Annotated in this window: 19 protein-coding genes; 4 read left to right on the plus strand and 15 right to left on the minus strand. The window is 71.2% G+C overall.

The window, feature by feature from the left end; genetic code table 11:
- Positions 1-273 precede the first annotated feature (273 nt).
- Together ACZ7EC_RS21105 and ACZ7EC_RS21110 are read right to left on the minus strand one after the other, a co-directional pair.
- Complete coding sequence (locus ACZ7EC_RS21105; RefSeq protein WP_471064609.1) at positions 274-1,602, minus strand: class I SAM-dependent RNA methyltransferase; 1,329 nt, start codon at positions 1,600-1,602, stop codon at positions 274-276.
- Between the two features lie 177 nt (positions 1,603-1,779).
- Positions 1,780-3,936: an APC family permease gene (locus ACZ7EC_RS21110; protein WP_471064611.1), complete on the minus strand. Its 2,157-nt coding sequence runs from the start codon at positions 3,934-3,936 to the stop codon at positions 1,780-1,782.
- Between the two features lie 411 nt (positions 3,937-4,347).
- Here ACZ7EC_RS21110 and ACZ7EC_RS21115 point away from each other — a divergent pair, with 411 nt between their 5' ends.
- Together ACZ7EC_RS21115 and ACZ7EC_RS21120 are read left to right on the plus strand one after the other, a co-directional pair.
- A complete protein-coding gene (locus tag ACZ7EC_RS21115; protein ID WP_128792054.1) occupies positions 4,348-5,019 on the plus strand; it encodes a potassium channel family protein in 672 nt (223 codons plus the stop codon).
- Positions 5,019-5,693 carry a potassium channel family protein gene (locus tag ACZ7EC_RS21120; protein ID WP_397983589.1) on the plus strand — a complete coding sequence of 225 codons (675 nt, stop codon included), beginning with the start codon at positions 5,019-5,021 and terminating at the stop codon, positions 5,691-5,693. The genes ACZ7EC_RS21115 and ACZ7EC_RS21120 overlap by 1 nt, the downstream gene beginning before the upstream one ends.
- A 154-nt stretch (positions 5,694-5,847) precedes the next feature.
- On the opposite strand, the gene ACZ7EC_RS21125 is transcribed toward ACZ7EC_RS21120, so the two are convergent.
- From ACZ7EC_RS21125 to ACZ7EC_RS21155, 7 genes are all read right to left on the minus strand, one after another.
- Positions 5,848-6,645 (minus strand): DUF3159 domain-containing protein, encoded by a 798-nt coding sequence (locus ACZ7EC_RS21125; protein WP_471064613.1) that lies wholly within the window; start codon positions 6,643-6,645, stop codon positions 5,848-5,850.
- Between the two features lie 3 nt (positions 6,646-6,648).
- Entirely contained in the window at positions 6,649-7,047 is a 399-nt protein-coding gene (locus tag ACZ7EC_RS21130; protein WP_078967283.1) for an OB-fold nucleic acid binding domain-containing protein, read from the minus strand.
- Between the two features lie 68 nt (positions 7,048-7,115).
- Positions 7,116-7,829, minus strand: coding sequence for a response regulator (locus ACZ7EC_RS21135; protein ID WP_471064615.1), 714 nt, complete (start codon positions 7,827-7,829; stop codon positions 7,116-7,118).
- The gene (locus ACZ7EC_RS21140) at positions 7,823-10,417 is read right to left on the minus strand and encodes a sensor histidine kinase (protein ID WP_471064616.1); all 2,595 of its coding nucleotides are present in this window, start codon (positions 10,415-10,417) and stop codon (positions 7,823-7,825) included. Before ACZ7EC_RS21140 ends, ACZ7EC_RS21135 begins: the two co-directional genes overlap by 7 nt.
- Before the next feature lie 193 nt (positions 10,418-10,610).
- Entirely contained in the window at positions 10,611-11,375 is a 765-nt protein-coding gene (locus ACZ7EC_RS21145; RefSeq protein WP_397983593.1) for a DUF3710 domain-containing protein, read from the minus strand.
- A 1-nt stretch (position 11,376) separates the two neighbouring features.
- Positions 11,377-11,937, minus strand: a complete 561-nt coding sequence (gene dut, locus ACZ7EC_RS21150; protein ID WP_471064618.1) for a dUTP diphosphatase — start codon at positions 11,935-11,937, stop codon at positions 11,377-11,379.
- Positions 11,934-12,518 carry a PaaI family thioesterase gene (locus ACZ7EC_RS21155; RefSeq protein WP_471064620.1) on the minus strand — a complete coding sequence of 195 codons (585 nt, stop codon included), beginning with the start codon at positions 12,516-12,518 and terminating at the stop codon, positions 11,934-11,936. The genes dut and ACZ7EC_RS21155 overlap by 4 nt, the downstream gene beginning before the upstream one ends.
- A 58-nt stretch (positions 12,519-12,576) precedes the next feature.
- On the opposite strand from ACZ7EC_RS21155, the gene ACZ7EC_RS21160 reads away from it, so the two are divergent.
- Positions 12,577-13,059, plus strand: a complete 483-nt coding sequence (locus ACZ7EC_RS21160; RefSeq protein WP_471064622.1) for a DUF3093 domain-containing protein — start codon at positions 12,577-12,579, stop codon at positions 13,057-13,059.
- 83 nt (positions 13,060-13,142) lie between these two features.
- Here ACZ7EC_RS21160 and ACZ7EC_RS21165 read toward each other — a convergent pair whose 3' ends face one another.
- The 4 genes from ACZ7EC_RS21165 to ACZ7EC_RS21180 all read right to left on the minus strand — a co-directional run bounded on the left by ACZ7EC_RS21165 (position 13,143) and on the right by ACZ7EC_RS21180 (position 16,689).
- On the minus strand, positions 13,143-14,057 hold the full coding sequence (locus ACZ7EC_RS21165; RefSeq protein ID WP_471064623.1) for a hypothetical protein: 915 nt from the start codon (positions 14,055-14,057) through the stop codon (positions 13,143-13,145).
- Between the two features lie 13 nt (positions 14,058-14,070).
- On the minus strand, positions 14,071-14,367 hold the full coding sequence (locus ACZ7EC_RS21170) for a DUF4193 domain-containing protein (protein WP_037654155.1): 297 nt from the start codon (positions 14,365-14,367) through the stop codon (positions 14,071-14,073).
- A gap of 414 nt (positions 14,368-14,781) precedes the next feature.
- Positions 14,782-16,029, minus strand: a complete 1,248-nt coding sequence (locus tag ACZ7EC_RS21175) for a sensor histidine kinase (protein WP_471064625.1) — start codon at positions 16,027-16,029, stop codon at positions 14,782-14,784.
- 6 nt (positions 16,030-16,035) lie between these two features.
- Positions 16,036-16,689: a response regulator transcription factor gene (locus ACZ7EC_RS21180; RefSeq protein ID WP_111580853.1), complete on the minus strand. Its 654-nt coding sequence runs from the start codon at positions 16,687-16,689 to the stop codon at positions 16,036-16,038.
- A gap of 410 nt (positions 16,690-17,099) precedes the next feature.
- Here ACZ7EC_RS21180 and ACZ7EC_RS21185 point away from each other — a divergent pair, with 410 nt between their 5' ends.
- Positions 17,100-17,273, plus strand: coding sequence for a hypothetical protein (locus ACZ7EC_RS21185; RefSeq protein WP_471064627.1), 174 nt, complete (start codon positions 17,100-17,102; stop codon positions 17,271-17,273).
- 123 nt (positions 17,274-17,396) lie between these two features.
- On the opposite strand, the gene ACZ7EC_RS21190 is transcribed toward ACZ7EC_RS21185, so the two are convergent.
- Complete coding sequence (locus ACZ7EC_RS21190) at positions 17,397-18,212, minus strand: inositol monophosphatase family protein (RefSeq protein WP_471064628.1); 816 nt, start codon at positions 18,210-18,212, stop codon at positions 17,397-17,399.
- An 8-nt stretch (positions 18,213-18,220) separates the two neighbouring features.
- Positions 18,221-19,348, minus strand: coding sequence for a ferrochelatase (locus ACZ7EC_RS21195; protein WP_471064629.1), 1,128 nt, complete (start codon positions 19,346-19,348; stop codon positions 18,221-18,223).
- Positions 19,349-19,436: the final 88 nt, after the last annotated feature.

Raw genomic sequence — 19,436 nt, forward strand, 5'->3', positions numbered from 1 at the left:
GCGCGATCAGCACACGCCAACCCGAGACCTGTCGCCGTATGGCCCGAGCCCGAGAACAGCCCCAACGCGCTGCTCAACGGGTTAAGCCCGACAAGTCGATTGACCCGCGCTACCTGATCCAGGGCGACCATTTCACGCTCCGTCAGAAACAGCGTCGACCGAGCGTCAAGACATTTCCCGAACCCGTCTCTTACGGAGCGGAGACAGAGCGTTCTGGACCAACGCCCACGCCGCGCGCCCGGCCTCGCCTGAGAAACCTACAAAAAGCGCAGGTCAGAGCCCCTTCACCGCAGGCTCCAGAATCGCCACGCACTCCACATGATGCGTCATCGGAAACAAGTCGAACGCCCGCAGCATCCGCACCCGGTACCCGTTCTCCCCGAAGTACCCCAGGTCCCGCGCCAGTGCCGCCGGGTCGCAGGCGACGTACGCGATGCGGCGGGCGCCCAGTGACGCGAGGTGTTCGACCGTGTCGCGGCCCGCGCCGGCGCGTGGGGGGTCGAGGACGATCAGGTCGACCTCGGTGATGCCCGTGCGCGGGAGGACGGATTCGACCTTGCCCTGTTCGATGCGGACGCGGGGGAAGTCGGCCAGGTTGTGGCGCGCGTCCTCGACCGCGCGCTTGCCGGACTCGATGCCGAGGACCGCGCCCTTGTCGCCGAGGCGGTCGGCGAGGGCGCCGGCGAAGAGGCCGACGCCGCAGTAGAGGTCGAGGGCCATCTCGCCCTTGCGCGGGAGCAGGCCCTGCATCACCGCGGTGACGAGGGTGTCCGCCGCCTTCGGGTGGACCTGCCAGAAGCCGCCGGCACCGACGCGGTGGGTGCGGCCGTCCGCGCGCTCGCGGACGAAGGGGCGGCCGTGCACGCGGTGCACGCCGCCGGTCTTCTCGTCGACCCGCATGACCGAGACCGGCTTGTCCAGCTCGACCAGGGGCAGGCGGCCGCCCGGACGCGGGGTGAGGATGACCTGGCGGTCCTGGGAACCCGTCGCCGCGATCGCCTCGACCGACTCCATGCCGGCCCACTCGTGCTTCTCGATGCCCAGCTCGGACACGCCCGGCGCGGCGATCATGCAGTGGTCGATGCGCTCGACCTCGTGCGAGCGGTGCCGGCGCAGGCCCGCGTGGCCCTCGGCGTCGACGGCGTACTGCACCCGCGTGCGCCACTGCGGCACCTCGCCGGCGGGCAGCTTGTCGCCCTCGGCCGGGACCACCGTGCCGTCCCAGCCCGCCTCCTCCGGGGTCAGGCCCGCGAGGCGCCTGAGCTGCTCGGCGAGGACGTCCGCCTTCAGCTGGCGCTGGGCGCCCGGCTTGGCGTGCTGCCAGTCGCAGCCGCCGCAGCGACCGGGACCGGCGAAGGGGCAGGGGGCCTCGATGCGGTCCTTGGACGCCTCCAGGATCCGTACGGCGTCCGCGCGCAGGAACCGCGCGCCCTCCTCGCCCTCGGTCACCTTCGCCACCACCCGCTCACCGGGCAGCGCGTGCCGGACGAACAGCACCTGGCCCTCGGCGGTACGGGCGATGCAGTGGCCGCCATGGGCGACGGGGCCGATCTCGACCTCGTACTCCTCGCCCACCAGAGACGTGGTCGGTTCTGCCTGCATGGTGGGTGACTCCAGAGGATCGGGTTCGCGGCGGCACAGGGACGGCGGCGAACGCCGCCGAGCTGCGAAGACGGGTCCGGGGTGGTCGAGCGCAGCCCGGTGGACCGACAACAGCCCACCAGTCTACGGCCTCGCCGCCCCGGCCCCGTACCCCGGTGCCGGTGACCCGGCGCCCCGTCAGTCCTTCGCCGACGGGCCCGACGAGCCCGGCAAGCCCGAAGACTCCGCCGAGCCAGACGATCCCGCCGAGGCCGCCGAGCCCGAGCGTTCCGCCGGCTCCGACGACCCGGACGGCTCCACCGGCTCCTTGGGCCGCACCGCCGCCGGTCCGCGGCGCACCGCGCCGGGCGCGCTCCACTCCTGGCGCCTGCGGGCCCGCATCTTGGCCGCCTCGGAGGAAGCCAGCTGGTAGGGCACCGAAGTGACCATCACACCGGGCGTGAACAGCAGCCGGCCCTTGAGGCGCAGGGCGCTCTGGTTGTGCAGCAGGTGCTCGTACCAGTGGCCGACCACGTACTCGGGGATGATCACCGAGACCGCGTCGCGCGGGGACTCCTTGCGCAGGCCCTTGACGTATTCGATCACCGGCCGGGTGACCTCGCGGTACGGCGAGTCGAGAACCTTCAGCGGTACGTCGATGCCGCGCCGCTCCCACTCCTCGCGCAGCGCCTTGGTCTCGGCCGGGTCCACGTTGACCGTGAGCGCCTCCAGGCCGTCGGAGCGCATCAGCTTGGCGTAGGCCAGAGCCCGCAGCGTCGGACGGTGGATCTTGGAGATCAGCACCACCGAGTGCACACGGGAGGGGCGGACCAGGTCGTCGTCCGGCTCCTCGGGCGCGGCGATCTCCTCGGCGACGCGGTCGTAGTGCTTGCGGATCGCGGTCATGGTCGCGAAGAAGATGCACATGCCCAGCAGGGCCACCCAGGCGCCGTGCGTGAACTTGGTGACCAGGACGACGACCAGCACCAGGCCGGTGAGGAAGGCACCGAAGGTGTTGATCGCCCGCGAGCGCATCATGTGGCGCCGCTTGGCCTGGTCCTTCTCGACCGCGAGGTGGCGGTTCCAGTGCCGGACCATGCCGGTCTGGCTGAGCGTGAAGGACACGAACACGCCGACGATGTACAGCTGGATCAGGCGCGTGGAGTCGGCGCCGTAGATCACGGTCAGCAGCGCGGCGGCGCCGGCGAGCAGCACGATGCCGTTGGAGAAGGCGAGCCGGTCGCCGCGGGTGTGCAGCTGGCGGGGCAGGTAGCGGTCCTGGGCGAGGATCGAGCCGAGCAGCGGGAAGCCGTTGTACGCGGTGTTGGCCGCGAGGAACAGCACCAGCGCGGTGGCGGCCGCCAGGAGCACGAACAGGAAGCTGCCCTTACCGAAGACCGCCTCGGCGACCTGGGAGATCACCGGGTTCTGGACGTAGCCGGAGCCGATCGGGTGGCCGTTGTGCAGCAGGTCGGTGGCCGGGTTCTCGGCCATGCGGACCTTGGTCACCGCGGCCAGGGCGATGATGCCGCAGAACATGGTGACGGCCAGCAGGCCCATCGCCGCGAGGGTGGTCGCCGCGTTCTTGGACTTCGGCTTGCGGAAGGCCGGGACACCGTTGGAGATGGCCTCGACGCCGGTCAGGGCGGCGCAGCCGGAGGAGAAGGCGCGCAGCAGCAGGAAGACCAGCGCGAAGCCCGCGAGGCCCTGGTGCTCGGCCCTGATGTGGAAGTCGGCGGTCGGCGCCCGCATGGTGTCGCCGAGCACCAGGCCGCGGAACGCGCCCCACAGGATCATGACGAAGACGCCGCCGACGAACACGTACGTCGGGATCGCGAAGAGTTTGCCGGACTCCTTGACGCCGCGCAGGTTCATCAGCGTCAGCAGGACGATCACCACGGTCGCGCAGAGCACCTTGTGCTCGACCACGAACGGGATCGCCGAGCCGAGGTTCTCGATGCCGGAGGCGATGGAGACCGCGACCGTCAGCACGTAGTCCACGAGCAGAGCGCTCGCCACGGTGAGGCCGGCCTTGGGGCCGAGATTGGTGGTCGCCACCTCGTAGTCGCCGCCACCGCTCGGGTAGGCGTGCACGTTCTGGCGGTAGGAGGCGACCACGGTGAACATCAGCACGACGACCGCGACGGCGATCCAGGGGCTGAAGTGGTACGCCGACACGCCCGCGATGGACAAGACCAGCAGAACCTCCCCCGGCGCGTAGGCGACGGAGGACAGCGGGTCGGAGGCGAAGACGGGGAGTGCGATGCGCTTGGGCAGGAGGGTTTCCCCCAGCCGGTCACTGCGCAGTGCGCGCCCGATCAGGATCCGTTTGGGCACGTCGGTCAGTTTGGACACGAGAGAGGATCGTAAGCCTTCGAACTGGCAGCCGCCCACCCTGTCCGCAATATCTTCCCCATGGGTGAACTCCGCGGCGGTGTGATGTACGGATTCCGTGGCGCGGGCTCGGGTCGTGTCTAGATGGCAAACCCCGCCTGTCGCCGACCTCCGGAGGCCCCATGCCGCCGACTCCTGAGCTGATCGGGGCGGTGCTCGCCCTGGCCTGCCTCGGAATCCTGACCGTGTGCAGCGTGCGCAGCATCACTCGCAGACGTGCGGACGAGCCTCTGTGAGCCCGTGTGAGCCCGGTGCGCGGGGCTACTCCAGGGCACGGGGGTGCCCGGTGAGGGTGATGCGTGTGTAGCTTAAGCGGCGGTCTGAGAACCTGTTTAGGCCAAGCCAACGACTCTTGACTTCGGAAGGACGGTCGTGCACATCGTCATCATGGGCTGCGGGCGAGTAGGCTCCGCTCTCGCCCAGACCCTGGAGCAACAGGGGCACACGGTCGCCGTGATCGACCAGGACCCGACCGCCTTCCGTCGGCTGGGACCGGGATTCGGGGGCCGCCGGGTCACCGGAGTCGGCTTCGACCAGGACACCCTGCGCGAGGCGGGGATCGAGGAGGCGGGCGCCTTCGCCGCCGTCTCCAGCGGCGACAACTCCAACATCATCTCCGCGCGGGTCGCGCGCGAGATGTTCGGCGTGGAGAACGTGGCCGCCCGCATCTACGACCCCCGGCGCGCCGAGGTCTACCAGCGCCTCGGCATCCCGACCGTGGCCACGGTCCGCTGGACCGCCGACCAGATGCTGCGCCGGCTGCTGCCCTCCGGGGCCGAGCCGCTGTGGCGGGACCCGACCGGCGGGGTGCAGCTCGCCGAGGTGCACGCCTCCCCGAAGTGGGTCGGCCACAAGATCAGCAAGATGCAGGAGGACACGGGCGTCCGGGTGGCGTTCCTGACCCGGCTGGGCGAGGCGATCCTGCCGACTTCCCAGACGGTGCTCCAGGAGGGCGACCTCGTGCACGTGATGATGCGGACGGACGACGTGGACACGGTCGAGGCGGCGTTCGCCGGCGGTCCGGAAGAGGAGGGCGGTCACTGATGAGGGTCGCCATTGCCGGAGCCGGCGCCGTCGGCCGCTCGATCGCCGGCGAGCTGCTGGAGAACGGTCACGAGATCCTGCTCATCGACAAGGCCCCGACCGCCATCTCGGTGGAGCGGGTGCCGCAGGCGGAGTGGCTGCTGGCCGACGCCTGTGAGATCACGTCCCTGGACGAGGCGGCGCTCCAGCGCTGCAACGTGGTGATCGCCGCCACCGGTGACGACAAGGTCAACCTGGTGGTGTCGCTGCTCGCCAAGACGGAGTACGGCGTCCCCCGTGTCGTCGCACGGGTGAACAACCCCAAGAACGAGTGGCTGTTCAACGAGGCGTGGGGCGTGGACGTGGCCGTCTCCACCCCGCGGCTGATGTCCGCCCTGGTCGAGGAGGCGGTGAGCGTCGGCGACCTGGTACGGCTGCTGCGCTTCAGCCACGGCGACGCCAACCTGGTGGAGCTGACGCTGCCCGAGGAGTCGGCCCTGGCCGGCACCCAGGTCGGGGATGTGCGCTGGCCGGAGGACACCTCGCTGGTGACCATCATCCGGGGCACCCGCGTGCTGACGCCGTCCCGTGAGGACTCCCTGGAGCCGGGCGACGAGCTGCTGTTCGTGGCCGCACAGGCCCGCGAGGAGCAGCTGGAGGAACTGCTGTCGGTGCGCCGGCAGGAGGAAGCCTGACGGGTCCGACGCTCCCGAACACGCGGAAGGGCGCCCTTGCCGGCAAGGGCGCCCTTCCGCGTCGTAGCGACGCATACGGTACGGCGGCCACGGTCGCGGCGCGGCATACGGTACGGCGGTCAGGCCGTGGCGACCGCCTGCGGTGCGGCGGCTCTCACGCCTGCCTGCGATGGCGGCCCGGCAGGGACTCGGTCTCGCCGCTCTCCGCGGCCGTCGCGGCCTTGCGCTCCTTCTCCGCCTTCTCGGCCTGCTCCTCGGCCTCCATCTCCGCGAAGACGTCGATCGGGGCGGGCGCCTTGGCGAGGAAGACCCAGGTGAGCCAGACGGCCAGCAGGAAGGGCGGGATCTTCAGGGCGACGAGGACCCAGCCGAGCCGGGTGGTGTCGGACCACCAGTACAGCGGGAAGAGGATCGCGCACTTGGCGAGCAGGATCAGGCCCCAGGCCCAACTCGACTTCGCGTACGCCTTCTTGCGGCCCGGATTGCGGGTGCGCCAGGAGAGGTTCTCCTTGAAGACCGGGCCCAGCACGACGCCGATCAGCGGGACCCCGAGCAGGGTGGTGACGATGTAGGCGAGCGCCAGGCCCAGCGTGTAGAGCATGCCGGGCAGGTAGAAGTCCTTGGCATTGCCGGTGAACATGGCGAACACCACGCCGAAGACCACGCCGAACACGCCGCTGAAGGCGTGCTTGACGGTGTCCTTCATGGCGAGCCGGACCACCACCAGCACCAGGGAGACGGCCAGCGCGGCGATCGCCGAGACGTGCAGGTCCTTGTCGATGGTGAAGATCGCGACGAACAGCAGGCCCGGCACGACCGTCTCGACCATGCCGCGGACGCCGCCGAACGCCTCGAACAGCGCCGCCTCCGTCACCGCACGGGCGTCGCCGTCGCCGGACTCGCCGGGTGGGGTCTGGTCGGTGTCTTCGGTCGGCTTGTCGAGGGACGTCACCGGCTACTCCCGTCCGAGGGGTCGCAGTTCGTACTTCGGGTTGAAAAGCACCCGGCGGCCCCGGCTCAGCGAGATCCGGCCCGATGCGATCAGCTTGCGCCCCGGTTCTATGCCCACGATGGAACGCCTGCCGAGCCACACCACGTCCAGCGCCGCGGAGCCGTCGAACAGCTCGGCTTCCAGGGCCGGGACTCCGGCGCGCGGACGCAGGGTGACCGTGCGCAAGGTACCAGTTACGGTGACGATCTGCCGGTCCTGGCAGTCGCCGATCTTCGTGCAACCCGCCGTCTCGGCGTCCTCGCGCAGCTCCTCGGACTCCAGGTCCTCCTGGGAGGTGGAGAGCCGGTCGAGCATGCGCCGGAACCGGCCGGCCGGCTTTTCGGAACGAGGAACAGCACTCATATCTGAAGCGTACCGGGGCCCACCGACAGCGCCGTATTCCCGCTCACACTTCCCCCGTACGGGCTGTGTCACTTCTCGAACCGGTACCCCATACCGGGCTCGGTGATGAAGTGCTTCGGATGCGAGGGGTCGGCCTCCAGCTTGCGGCGCAACTGCGCCATGTAGACGCGCAGGTAGTTCGTCTCGGTCCCGTACGACGGCCCCCACACCTCCTGGAGGAGCTGCTTCTGGCTGACCAGGCGGCCGGTGTTGCGGACCAGCACCTCCAGGAGGTGCCACTCCGTGGGGGTGAGCCGGACGTCGCGCCCGCCGCGGTTGACCTTCTTGGCGGCCAGATCGACGGCGAACCCCTCGGTCTCCACCGTGGTCACGTCGTCCTCGCCGGCGCCGACCGGCTCTGCGCGGCGTACGGCGGCGCGCAGCCGGGCCAGCAGCTCGTCCATGCCGAAGGGCTTGGTGACGTAGTCGTCGGCGCCCGCGTCCAGGGCCTCGACCTTCTCGTCGGAGGAGTGGCGCGCGGACAGCACCAGGATCGGCACACGGGTCCAGCCGCGCAGGCCCCTGATCACCTCGACGCCGTCCATGTCGGGCAGGCCCAGGTCGAGGACGACCACGTCGGGGTGGCGGGAGGCGGCGAGGTCGAGGGCGGTCCTGCCGTCGGCGGCCGCGTCGACCTCGTACTTGCGTGCCTTGAGGTTGATCACGAGGGCGCGCACGATCTGCGGCTCGTCGTCGACCACGAGGACCCGCGTGGGGGTGCGGTCCCCGCTCGGGCTCAGCATAGGGTCTGCCTTTCTGGTTCCGCGCTGCCCGGCCCGCCATGGACCGGGTCGGGGGTGGACGCCGTTTGCGTGGACTGGGTCGCCGGCTGCCGCCCGTGGACGCTGCGCAGGCTCAGCACCATGGTGAGGCCGCCGCCGGGTGTGTCCTCCGCGGTGAGGGTGCCGCCCATGGCCTCGGCGAAGCCGCGGGCGACCGCGAGGCCGAGCCCGACACCGGCGCCGCGCGGCGCGTCGCCGTAGCGCTGGAAGGGTTCGAAGATCCGGTCCTTGGCCGCGTCCGGCACACCGGGGCCGCGGTCCACCACGCGGATCTCCACCCGGTCCGCGAGAGCGCTGGCGGCGACCAGGACGCGCCGGCCGCGCGGGCTGTACTTGACGGCGTTCTCCACCAGGTTGGCCGCCGAGCGCTCCAGCAGGCCGGGATCGGCCAGGATCATCGGCAGGGTCTCCGGCACGTCCAGGTCGACGCTGTCCTCCGGCACGCCGCCCAGGGCCATCGGCACCACCTCGTCCACGTCGATCTCGCGGATCAGCGGGGTGACGGTGCCGGTCTGGAGGCGGGACATGTCCAGGAGGTTGCCGACGAGGTGGTCGAGCCGGTCGGCGCCCTCCTCGATGCCCTCCAGCAGTTCGGCGCGGTCCTCCTCGGACCAGTCGACGTCGGCGGAGCGCAGCGAGGAGACGGCGGCCTTGATCCCGGCCAGCGGAGTGCGCAGATCGTGGCTGACGGCGGCCAGCAGAGCGGTGCGGATGCGGTTGCCCTCGGCGAGGGTCCGGGCGCGCTCGGCCTCCTCCTGGAGGCGCCTGCGGTCGAGGACGACGGCGGCCTGGGCGCCGAAGGCGGCGAGCACCCTGCGGTCCTCGGCGGGCAGTACGCGGCCGGTCAGGGCCAGCGCCATGTGGTCGCCGACGGGCATGTCGACGTCGGCGTCCTCGGGGCGCTCCAGGACGGGCCCGAAGCCGGCCCGGCCCGCGCAGGTCCACGGTTCGACGTCGCTCTGCCGCTCCAGCAGGGCCGCCGACTCCATGGCGAAGGTCTCGCGCAGCCGCTCCAGCAGCTCCTCCAGGCTGGTCTCGCCGCGCAGCACGTTGCCGGCCAGGAAGGAGAGGATCTCGGACTCGGCGCGCAGCCGGGCCGCCTGGTGGGTGCGGCGGGCGGCGAGGTCCACCACGGAGGCGACCGACACCGCGACGCCGAAGAAGATCACTATGGCGACGATGTTCTTCGGGTCGGCGATGGTCCAGCGGTGCAGCGGCGGTGTGTAGAAGTAGTTCAGCAGCAAAGAGCCGAACGCCACCGAGGCGAGGGCGGGCAGCAGACCGCCGAGCAGGGCCGCCGCGACCGTGACGGCCAGGAACAGCAGCATGTCGTTGGCGAGGCCGATGTCGACGGTGTTCAGCAGCAGCGCGAGCACGACCGGACCGGCGAGCCCCATGGCCCAGCCCGAGAGGATCCGGGTGCGGCCGAGCCGGGCACCGCGGGCCACGGGCAGCCCGCGGCCCTTGGCGACCTCCTCGTGGGTGACGATGTGGACGTCGAGGTCGGGGCCGGACTCGCGGGCGACGGTGGCGCCCACGCCGGGTCCGAAGACGTACTGCCAGGCCTTGCGGCGCGAGGAGCCGAGCACGATCTGGGTGGCGTTGACGCCGCGGGCGAAGTCCAGGAGCGCGGCCGGGATGTCGTCGCCGACCACGTGGTGGAAGGTGCCGCCGAGGTCCTCCACCAGGGTGCGCTGGACGGCGAGTTCCTTCGGAGAGGCGGCGGTCAGCCCGTCGCTGCGGGCGATGTAGACGGCGAGCACCTCGCCGCCCGCGCCCTTCTCGGCGAGCCGGGCGGCCCGGCGGATGAGCGTACGGCCCTCGGGGCCGCCGGTCAGCCCGACCACGATCCGCTCGCGCGAACCCCAGATCTTCGAGACCCGGTGCTCGCTGCGGTACTGGTTCAGGTACTCGTCCACCCGGTCGGCGACCCAGAGCAGCGCCAGCTCGCGCAGGGCGGTGAGGTTGCCGGGGCGGAAGTAGTTGGAGAGCGCCGCGTCGACCTTGTCGGGCTGGTAGATGTTGCCGTGCGCCATCCGGCGGCGCAGCGCCTCCGGGGACATGTCGACCAGCTCGATCTGGTCGGCGCGCCGGACCACCTCGTCGGGCACGGTCTCGCGCTGGCGCACCCCGGTGATGGATTCGACCACGTCGCCGAGTGATTCCAGGTGCTGGATATTGACGGTCGAGATGACGTCGATCCCGGCGGCGAGCAGTTCCCCGACATCCTGCCAGCGCTTGGCGTTGCGCGAGCCGGGGATGTTGGTGTGGGCGAGTTCGTCCACCAGAGCGATGGCGGGCGCCCTGCGCAGCACGGCGTCGACGTCCATCTCCCCGAAGAGGGCCCCGCGGTACTCCAGCTCCTTGCGGGGCACCTGTTCGAGGCCGTGCAGCATCACCTCGGTGCGCGGCCGCCCGTGGTGCTCCACGAACGCCACGACGCAGTCCGTGCCGCGCTCGACGCGCCGGTGCGCCTCGGCCAGCATCGCGTACGTCTTTCCGACTCCGGGCGCCGCCCCGAGGTAGATCCGCAGCTTCCCGCGTGCCATGGCTCCATTGTCTTCCGCTCACCCCTGCCTACGCAGCGTCGACCTTACGGCCAACGATGGGGACAAACGGGACGGGGGCAGGCGCCCGAGAGCACTTTGACGGAACCCTGATGGGTCGGGGCTCCCCCGCCGCGTGCCGGCGCGTGAAACGGGCCGCACCCCGCGAGGGCGCGACCCGTCCTGGCGGAAGCCGTCAGCGGACTTCCGTGATCTCCGGCCCCCGCTGAAGCTGTCCCATGCCCCCGGAGAACCGCGAGCCCTCTTCCTGCTGGACTCCCTCGGGAACCATCTGGGCGTCGTTCGGGAGCTTGAGGACGATCGGGTCGCGGGGCGCCATCGGGCCCTCGCCGCGGACCACGACCGTGTCCCGGAAGATCTGCTCCAGCAGCCCGGCGGCCTGGGGCTGCACCGCGCCCTGCCCGGAGATCACACCGCGCAGGAACCAGCGGGGCCCGTCCACACCGACGAACCGCACCACCTGGAAGCCGCTGGTGCCGTCCGGAAGCTGCACCGGCACCTGGGCCCGCAGCTCCCAGCCGAGGGGGCCCTCGACCTCGTCGACGATGCCGCCCTGCTGGGTGATCCCGGACGCGATCTCCTCGCGGACCTCGCCCCAGATGCCCTCGCGCTTGGGCGCCGCGAAGGCCTGGAGCTGGATGGCGCTGTCATTCAGGACGACGGTCGCGGCGACGATCGCGTCACCCGCGACCTCGACCCGCAGCTCCATGCCGTCCACGCCCGGTACGAACAGACCGCCGAGGTCCACGCGGCCCTCGGCCGGGTCGCGCACCTCGGTGCTGTCCCACGGCCCGTCGGGCCGGGGCTCGGGCTCCAGCCGGACGCGCTCGCGCTCGGCCTCCGCTTCCTCGTCCGCCTCGGTGTCGACGCTGTCGACGACCTGCTCGGCCTCGCCGGCCGCGTCCTCGGCGGCACCCTTCTTGTTGCGACGTCCGAACACGTCACTGTCCTTCCCGGTCGGATACGACCGAAGCGTATCGATTCCCACCCGTCGGACCACCCTCGGCGGACCGACCGCTTGTGCCGCTCTCGTCGCCCACCGCGGCATGGCCACCGGTGGACCCGAAGCCCCCTTCGGCCCGCGCCGAGCCGGGAAGTTCCGCGACCTCCTGGAAGCGGACCCTCTCGACCTGCTGGACGACCAGTTGGGCAATCCGGTCGAAGCGCTCGAACCGCACGCTCTCGCGCGGGTCGAGATTCACCACGATCACCTTGATCTCCCCACGGTACCCGGCATCAACCGTCCCCGGGGCATTCACCAGGGCGACACCGCAGCGGGCGGCGAGACCGGAACGGGGGTGCACGAAGGCCGCGTACCCCTCGGGGAGGGCGATCGACACTCCCGTGGGCAGCACGGCCCGCTCGCCGGGGGCCAGTTCGCACGTCTCGGTGGTGCGCAGATCGGCGCCGGCGTCGCCCGGATGCTCGTACGACGGAAGCGGGACGTCCGGGTGCACGCGCCGGACCAGCACGTCCAGCGGGGGGCGGCCGGCGGCGCTCACGGGTTCACCTCGAAGGCGCGGGCCCGGCGGACCTGGTCGGGGTCGCTCATCGCGGCCCGGATCTCCTCCGGGCGGCCGTGGTCGGTGAAGTGGTCGATCTTGACCTCGACGAAGAGGGCGTCGGCGCGGACGGCGACCGGCCCGTCGGGGCCGTCGAGGCGGCCGACGGCGCTGGAGTAGATCTTGCGTCCGGCGACGGCGGTGACCTCGGCCGACAGATGGAGCGTGCTGCCGACCGGAACGGGCCGTACGAAGTCCGTCTCCAGGCGTCCGGTCACGGCGATGGTGCGCAGCAGCCAGTTCAGGGAGCCCAGGGTCTCGTCCAGGGCGGTGGCCAGTACGCCGCCGTGGGCGAGACCGGGAGCGCCCTGGTGGGCGGCCTGGACGGTGAACTCGGCGGTCAGGGTGACGCCCTCGCCGGCCCGCGCCTCCAGGTGCAGCCCGTGCGGCTGCCCCGGACCGCAGCCGAAACAGTGTGCGTAGTGGGCGCCGAGAAGTTCCCCGGCCGCGGGCGCGTCGGGGTGCCGTACCGGTTTCACCGCGTCGGCCGGGGGCTGAAGACTCATGGAACTACCACTCACGAGCGCAGACCTTACCCGCGCGTCGGGCGCCACAGGATCCCGTGCCAAGCTTGGTTCCATGCAGCACTCCGCCACCCCGTACGAAGAACGCCTCACCGCCCCCCGCTCGTGGTGGCTGATCAGCTTTCTGGTCGGCGTCTCCTGCGCCCTGATCCTCTTCCCGTTCGGCACCCTGCCGATCCTGGGCGGTCTGGTCGGCGGCACGGCCGCGGCCGCCGTGGTCGCCAGTGCGTACGGCTCGCCGCGCATCCGTGTGGTGGGCGACTCGCTGATCGCGGGCGAGGCGAGGATCCCGGTGTCGGCGCTGGGCGAGTCGGAGGTGCTGGACCCGGAGGAGACCCGCGCCTGGCGCACGTACAAGGCCGACGTGCGCGCGTTCCTGCTGCTGCGCGCGTACATCCCGAGGGCACTGCGGGTGATCGTCACCGATCCGGAGGACCCCACGCCCTACCTGTACCTGTCGACGCGTGAGCCGGAGCAGCTGGCGGCGGCGATCGAGGCGGCGAAGAAGGCGAACGCCCACAGCCCGGCGGAGAGCTAGGAACCGGCCCCTCGGGAATCCGCTGGATGGGGCCAGGACGGCCGGAGAGGGCCCGGCAGGGGCTTCAAGGGGCTCGGGGCGGGTCAGGGGCCCTTGTGCGGACCGCGCAGCCTCAGGGGCTTGGCAGGCTGTTCCAGGGGCGGCAGCTGCTCCAGCTCCTCCCAGGGCACCTGGATCTTGCGCAGGTCGGCGCGGATGCGGGCGGCGAGTCTTCTGGTGTCCCGGCGGTTCAGGACCGCCCCGACCGCGGCGCCCACCATGAACGGCATCAGTGTGGGCATGTCCCGCACCATCCGCTTCATGATCTGCTGGCGCAGTTCGCGCTTCATGCGGCCGCCGAGGGCCGCGTCGTACGTCGACGGCTTCGTCACGTCGACGCCGCGCTCCCCCGACCAGGAGGACAGGTAGGCGGTGCTGCGGGCCTTGAGGTTGCCGGGCGGGCGGACGCCGTAGACCTCGTGCAGTTCCGCGATGAGTTTCAGTTCGACCGCCGCGACCCCGGTGATCTCCGTGGCCAGTTCGGTCGGCAGGGCGGGTGGCACGGGCAGCATCGCCGCCGCACCGACGCCGGCCCCGATGGTCGAGGTTCCGGCCGCGGCGCCCGCCACCAGCTTGTCGGCCAGCTCCTCGGGTCCGAGACCGGGGAACTGCCTGCGCAGGGTCGCGAGGTCGCGTACGGGCACCCGCGGGGCGATGTCGATGACACGGTCCGTGAGGTACGCCAGGCCCGCACGAGCGCGGTCGCCGCTCCTGCGGGCGCCTTCACGGGCGAGAATCCGGGCCTTGCCGCCGATGACCCGTGCCTGCCGCCTGGCGATGGGCACGGGTCGCCGCTTGGGCGCCGGGTGGTCGGCCCGGTCCGCCGTCGGTTCGAGCGGGGCTCCCGCGTCCGGGGAGCCACGCTCGTCGTCACGCGCGCCGAGTGGGCCGTCCAGCGGCCCTTGGTCCGCTTTCCGCAGGGGGAAGCGGCGCTTCCGGGGAGGGGTCGAGCCAGTCATGGCCGACCCGTCCTCAGTCGCAGTCGCGGCAGATCGGCTGACCGTTCTTCTCGCGGGCCAGCTGGCTGCGGTGGTGCACCAGGAAGCAGCTCATGCAGGTGAACTCGTCCTGCTGCTTCGGCAGGACCCGGACGGCCAGCTCTTCGTTCGAGAGGTCCGCTCCGGGCAGTTCCAGGCCCTCGGCGGCCTCGAACTCGTCGACGTCCACCGCGGAGGTGGTCTTGTCGTTCCGTCGAGCCTTCAGCTCCTCCAGGCTGTCCGAGTCGACGTCATCGTCGGTCTTGCGTGGAGTGTCGTAGTCGGTTGCCATATCGCTCTCCCCCTCTGGGTGTCTGCGGTGTCTCCAGCGCACGTAACGCGTGAGAGGCCGGACTTGTGCCCGACCTGAGGCGGAGATTTTGCCTCACATCAAGGGCTGTTACTCAATCGACACCCAACCCGATCCCTCAAGAGTGATCGGCTTGGATGGCGGTGAGGACCGTACACGCTTCGAATACCGCACCTCAAAGGCGCCTCATCGTGTACTTCCCGTGATCAAGAGCCCTGAAAACCAGGACTTTTCAGGGTTTCTGTCCCCTGTCAGGATCACTGACAGTACATGGCCGGAATTCCGTCCATGTGATCGATCACACAGACACAAGCCCATTCGGCCTCTGGAAAATTCCGCGTGCAGCGAACATCTCCCGCGTGTGTCGATGGATCGGGTGACTGCTCGGGCGCTGGATCACAGCGGAAGTGTCACACGCATCACCAGGCCACCGCCCTCGCGGGGCCGCGCCACGATGTGTCCGCCGTGCGCCCTGGCCACGGACCGCACGATGGACAGCCCGAGGCCGACGCCCTTGTCGCTGCCCGTGCGCTCGGTGCGCAGCCGTCTGAACGGCTCGAAGAGGTTGTCGATCTCGTAGGCCGGCACCACCGGACCGGTGTTCGAGACGGTGAGCACCGCCTGTCCGTGCTGGACCTCGGTGTCCACCTCGACCCATCCCGCCTCGGCCACGTTGTACCGCACGGCGTTCTGTACGAGGTTCAGCGCGATGCGCTCCAGGAGCACGCCGTTTCCCTGCACCACGGCCGGCTCGCGCTTGCCGCGGATCTCCACGCCCTTGGCCTCCGCCTCGGTGCGCACCTGGTCGATGGCCTGGGAGGCGACCTCGGCCAGGTCGACCGGTTTGCGCTCCACGATCTGGTTGTCGCTGCGGGCGAGCAGCAGCAGGCCCTCCACCAGCTGTTCGCTGCGCTCATTGGTGGCCAGCAGGGTCTTGCCGAGCTGCTGGAGCTCCACCGGGGCGCCGGGATCGGAGAGGTGCACCTCCAGGAGCGTGCGGTTGATCGCGAGCGGGGTGCGCAGTTCGTGCGAGGCGTTGCCGACGAAGCGCTGCTGGGCGGTGAAGGCCCGCTGCAGGCGCTCCAGCATCTCGTCGAAGGTGTCCGCCAGCTCCTTGAGCTCGTCGTCCGGGCCGTCCAGCTCGATTCGGCGGGACAGGTCGGAGCCGGCCACCGCGCGGGCGGTGCGGGTGATCCGGCCGAGCGGGGACAGCACCCGGCCGGCCATCGCGTACCCGAACGCGAAGGCGATCACGGCGAGACCCAGCAGGGCCAGCAGGGAGCGGCTGAGCAGGTTGTCCAGGGCGACCTGCCGCTGGTGGTCCACGCACCGGCTGATCGCGTCGTTGAAGTCCGCCAGCGGCAGGCTGGTGGTGTTGATCGCGGGGCAGTTGTCGCTGGAGACCTTCAGCTCCTGGAAGCTGACGATCTTGAACAGCGGCTGGTTGCCGGTGCTGATGGCCTGTGCGGCGAGCAGGTAGATGATCGACAGCAGCAGGATGCCGGCGATCAGGAACATGCCGCCGTACAGCAGCGTGAGCCGTATGCGGATGGTGGGCCGCAGCCAGGGCAGGGGTGCCTGGGGGCGCCGGGGGTCCCAGGTCGGTTTCGGGGGCGCCTGCGGGTGCGCGGGGGTCGTGGCCATCGCCGGTCAGATCCGGTAGCCGGAGCCGGGCACGGTGACGATCACGGGGGGCTCGCCGAGTTTGCGCCGCAGGGTCATGACCGTCACCCGGACCACGTTGGTGAACGGGTCGGTGTTCTCGTCCCAGGCCTTCTCCAGCAGCTGCTCCGCCGAGACGACCGCGCCCTCGCTGCGCATGAGGACCTCCAGGACCGCGAACTCCTTGGGCGCGAGCTGGACCTCCTTGCCGTCGCGGAAGACCTCGCGGCGGTTGGGGTCCAGCTTGATGCCGGCGCGCTCCAGGACCGGCGGCAGGGGCATGCTGGTGCGGCGGCCGAGGGCGCGCACGCGGGCGATCAGCTCGCTGAACGCGAACGGCTTGGGCAGATAGTCGTCGGCCCCGATCTCCAGGCCCTCCACGCGGTCGCTGACGTCACCGGAGGCGGTGAGCATGAGCACGCGGGTGGGCATGCCCAGCTCCACGATCTTGCGGCAGACGTCGTCGCCGTGCACGAGCGGGAGGTCGCGGTCGAGGACGACCACGTCGTAGTCGTTGACGCCGATGCGCTCGAGGGCGGCCGCACCGTCGTACACGACGTCGACGGCCATGGCCTCCCGGCGCAGTCCGGTGGCCACCGCATCGGCGAGCAGCTGCTCGTCCTCGACGACGAGTACGCGCACGTCCCTTGTCCTTCCTGTGTCCACCCGCGTAGCGCTTCCGGGCGCGGGCGCGGGCAGGGGTGTTCGTGGAGTGTGACCTCCATCCTGCCCTTTTCGGCCATAAGTCGGCTGTAAGCGGGGTCCGGCCGGGGAGACGGGGGGCCTGGGGCGGGATTGCGAGATTTTCTGCGCCGCCGAGGTTTCCCGGATCGGGAGCGGGGGGAGGACGGGTTTACACCCCGCGATCACGCTCTGCATGTGCCGCAGCACCATGCGGTATCACGCGATCCGCTTGTGCAGGGCGGGCGCGGGTGTCCGGCACCGTAGCCGCCCGGCCGGGCGTGCCGGGCATCCGCGAGACGTGATCGTCCTTTCCCGACGGCACACCCCCGTGCCACCGACCCACCCGACCCAGGACGAGGGGGCGCAGCATGGACGCTTTCACCGCAGGACTCCTCCAGCGCATAAAGACGACCGAGTCCGACCTGTCGCGGGCCCGTGACGAGGGCGACGACTTCCTCGTGGAGGTGGAGCAGGCAGAGCTGGACGACCTGCGCCGCCTCGCCGCCGAACACGGTGTGGAGGTCGGCGCGATCCGCGTCTGATCCGCCCGGACACACAGGCACGGCACCGGCACGCGAAGGGGCCCCGGCGAATCCAGCGCCGGGGTCCTTTCGCGTCGTCCGGGGGTGTTTCGGAACTATCCGGGGCAGGTCGGTGCGGGGCCGTCAGTCGTGCCAGGCCCCGAAGTCCTCCAGCAGCCGCTGGAGGGGCTCGAAGACGCCCGGTGTCCCCGCGACCGTCAGCTCCCGTGACGGGGCCTGTGCGGGCCGTCCACCGGTCATGGCGCCCGCTTCACGGGCGATGAGGTCCCCCGCCGCGTAGTCCCACGGGTTCAGTCCCCGCTCGTAGTAGCCGTCGAGCCGGCCGCAGGCCACGTCGCACAGGTCGATGGCCGCGGAGCCGCCCCGCCGGATGTCCCGGACCAGCGGGACGATCCGGGCGGCCACCTGCGCCTGGTGGGCCCGCACGTCGGTGACGTAGTTGAAGCCGGTGGAGACGAGCGCCTGGTCCAGCGGGGGCGCGGGGCGGCAGGCGAGCGCCCGTTCGCCCTCCCACGCGCCGGTGGCCCAGGCGCCGCCGCCGCGCACCGCGTGGTACGTCTCGCCGCGCATCGGGGCCGCGACGACCCCGGCGACGGTCTCGCCGTCCTGCTCGGCGGCGATGGACACCGCCCAGGTGGGCAGGCCGTAGAGGTAGTTCACGGTGCCGTCGAGCGGGTCGATCACCCAGCGCACGCCGCTGGTGCCGGCGGCGGACGCGCCCTCCTCGCCGAGGAAGCCGTCGTCGGGGCGCTGTCCGGAGATCAGATCGGTGATCAGTTTCTCGGCCGCGATGTCCATCTCGGTGACGACGTCGATCGGGCTGGACTTGGTCCGTGCCACCGCGAGGTCGGCCGGGCGGCCGTCCCGCAGCAGCTCGCCGGCGCGGCGGGCGGCCTCCTGGGCCAGCCGCAGCAGGTCCTGGTGCAGGGCGTCGGTCACGGGTCTCCTCACGCGTAGGGGCTGTCGGCGCCGGCGGCGGCCGGGCGGGGCGTCCGGGCGGGGCAGCAGCCGACCGGGCAGAGGTGGTGGCTCGCGCCCAGGGTGCCCAGGGCGCACGGGGTGATGTCCTGGCCGCGCTCGACTGCGGCGCGCTCCAGGGTCAGCTCGCGCACGGCGGCGGCGAACCGGGGGTCGGCGCCCACGGTGGCCGAGCGGCGCACCGGCAGGTCCAGCTCCCGCGCCTTGGCGGTGGCCTCGGTGTCGAGGTCGTACAGGACCTCCATGTGGTCGGAGACGAAGCCGATGGGGGCCATGACGACCGCCGGGACGCCGGCCGCGTGCCGCTCCTCGAGGTGGTCGCAGATGTCGGGCTCCAGCCACGGGATGTGCGGGGCGCCGGAGCGGGACTGGTAGACGAGGCGCCAGGGGTGGTCCACGCCGGTGCGCTCGCGGACGGCGTCGGCGATCAGCTGGGCCACCTCCAGGTGCTCCTCGACGTAGGCGCCGCCCTCGCCGTGGGCCTCGACGGGACCGGAGGTGTCGGCGGCGGCCGTGGGGATGGAGTGGGTGCTGAAGGCGATGTGGGCGCCGTCGCGGACGTCCTCGGGGAGATCGGCGAGGGAGCGCAGCACGCCGTCGATCATGGGCTCGACGAAGCCGGGGTGGTTGAAGTAGTGGCGCAGCTTGTCGATCCTCGGCAGCTCCAGGCCCTCCGCCTGGAGGGTGGCCAGCGCGTCGGCGAGGTTCTCGCGGTACTGGCGGCAGCCGGAGTACGAGGCGTAGGCGCTGGTGGCGAGGACCAGGATGCGGCGGCGGCCGTCGGCGACCATCTCGCGCAGGGTGTCGGTCAGGTACGGCGCCCAGTTGCGGTTGCCCCAGTAGACCGGCAGATCCAGGCCGTGTTCGGCGAAGTCCTCGCGCAGGGCCTTCAGGAGGGCGCGGTTCTGGCCGTTGATGGGGCTGATCCCGCCGAACTGGAAGTAGTGCTGCCCGACTTCCTTCAGGCGTTCCTTCGGGATGCCGCGCCCGCGGGTGACGTTCTCCAGGAACGGGACCACGTCGTCGGGGCCTTCGGGGCCGCCGAAGGAGAGCAGGAGCAGGGCGTCGTACGGGGTGGCATCGAGCGCGTCTGGCATGACTCGATCCTGCCACCCGGCACCGACAGCCCGGCAACCGCGGGGTGAAGAGTCGAGATCCAGATGGTTTCTACCGAAATTTCCCCAG

This window comes from Streptomyces sp. NPDC037203, assembly GCF_055605065.1.

Excerpts from the sequence above, each read along its gene's own strand:
- ACZ7EC_RS21105 (WP_471064609.1), bottom strand. The coding sequence starts at position 1,602 with ATGCAGGCAGAACCGACCACGTCTCTGGTGGGCGAGGAGTACGAGGTC.
- ACZ7EC_RS21120 (WP_397983589.1), top strand. The coding sequence starts at position 5,019 with ATGAGGGTCGCCATTGCCGGAGCCGGCGCCGTCGGCCGCTCGATCGCC.
- ACZ7EC_RS21130 (WP_078967283.1), bottom strand. The coding sequence starts at position 7,047 with ATGAGTGCTGTTCCTCGTTCCGAAAAGCCGGCCGGCCGGTTCCGGCGC.
- ACZ7EC_RS21135 (WP_471064615.1), bottom strand. The coding sequence starts at position 7,829 with ATGCTGAGCCCGAGCGGGGACCGCACCCCCACGCGGGTCCTCGTGGTC.
- ACZ7EC_RS21140 (WP_471064616.1), bottom strand. The coding sequence starts at position 10,417 with ATGGCACGCGGGAAGCTGCGGATCTACCTCGGGGCGGCGCCCGGAGTC.
- ACZ7EC_RS21160 (WP_471064622.1), top strand. The coding sequence starts at position 12,577 with ATGCAGCACTCCGCCACCCCGTACGAAGAACGCCTCACCGCCCCCCGC.
- ACZ7EC_RS21165 (WP_471064623.1), bottom strand. The coding sequence starts at position 14,057 with ATGACTGGCTCGACCCCTCCCCGGAAGCGCCGCTTCCCCCTGCGGAAA.
- ACZ7EC_RS21170 (WP_037654155.1), bottom strand. The coding sequence starts at position 14,367 with ATGGCAACCGACTACGACACTCCACGCAAGACCGACGATGACGTCGAC.
- ACZ7EC_RS21175 (WP_471064625.1), bottom strand. The coding sequence starts at position 16,029 with ATGGCCACGACCCCCGCGCACCCGCAGGCGCCCCCGAAACCGACCTGG.
- ACZ7EC_RS21185 (WP_471064627.1), top strand. The coding sequence starts at position 17,100 with ATGGACGCTTTCACCGCAGGACTCCTCCAGCGCATAAAGACGACCGAG.
- ACZ7EC_RS21195 (WP_471064629.1), bottom strand. The coding sequence starts at position 19,348 with ATGCCAGACGCGCTCGATGCCACCCCGTACGACGCCCTGCTCCTGCTC.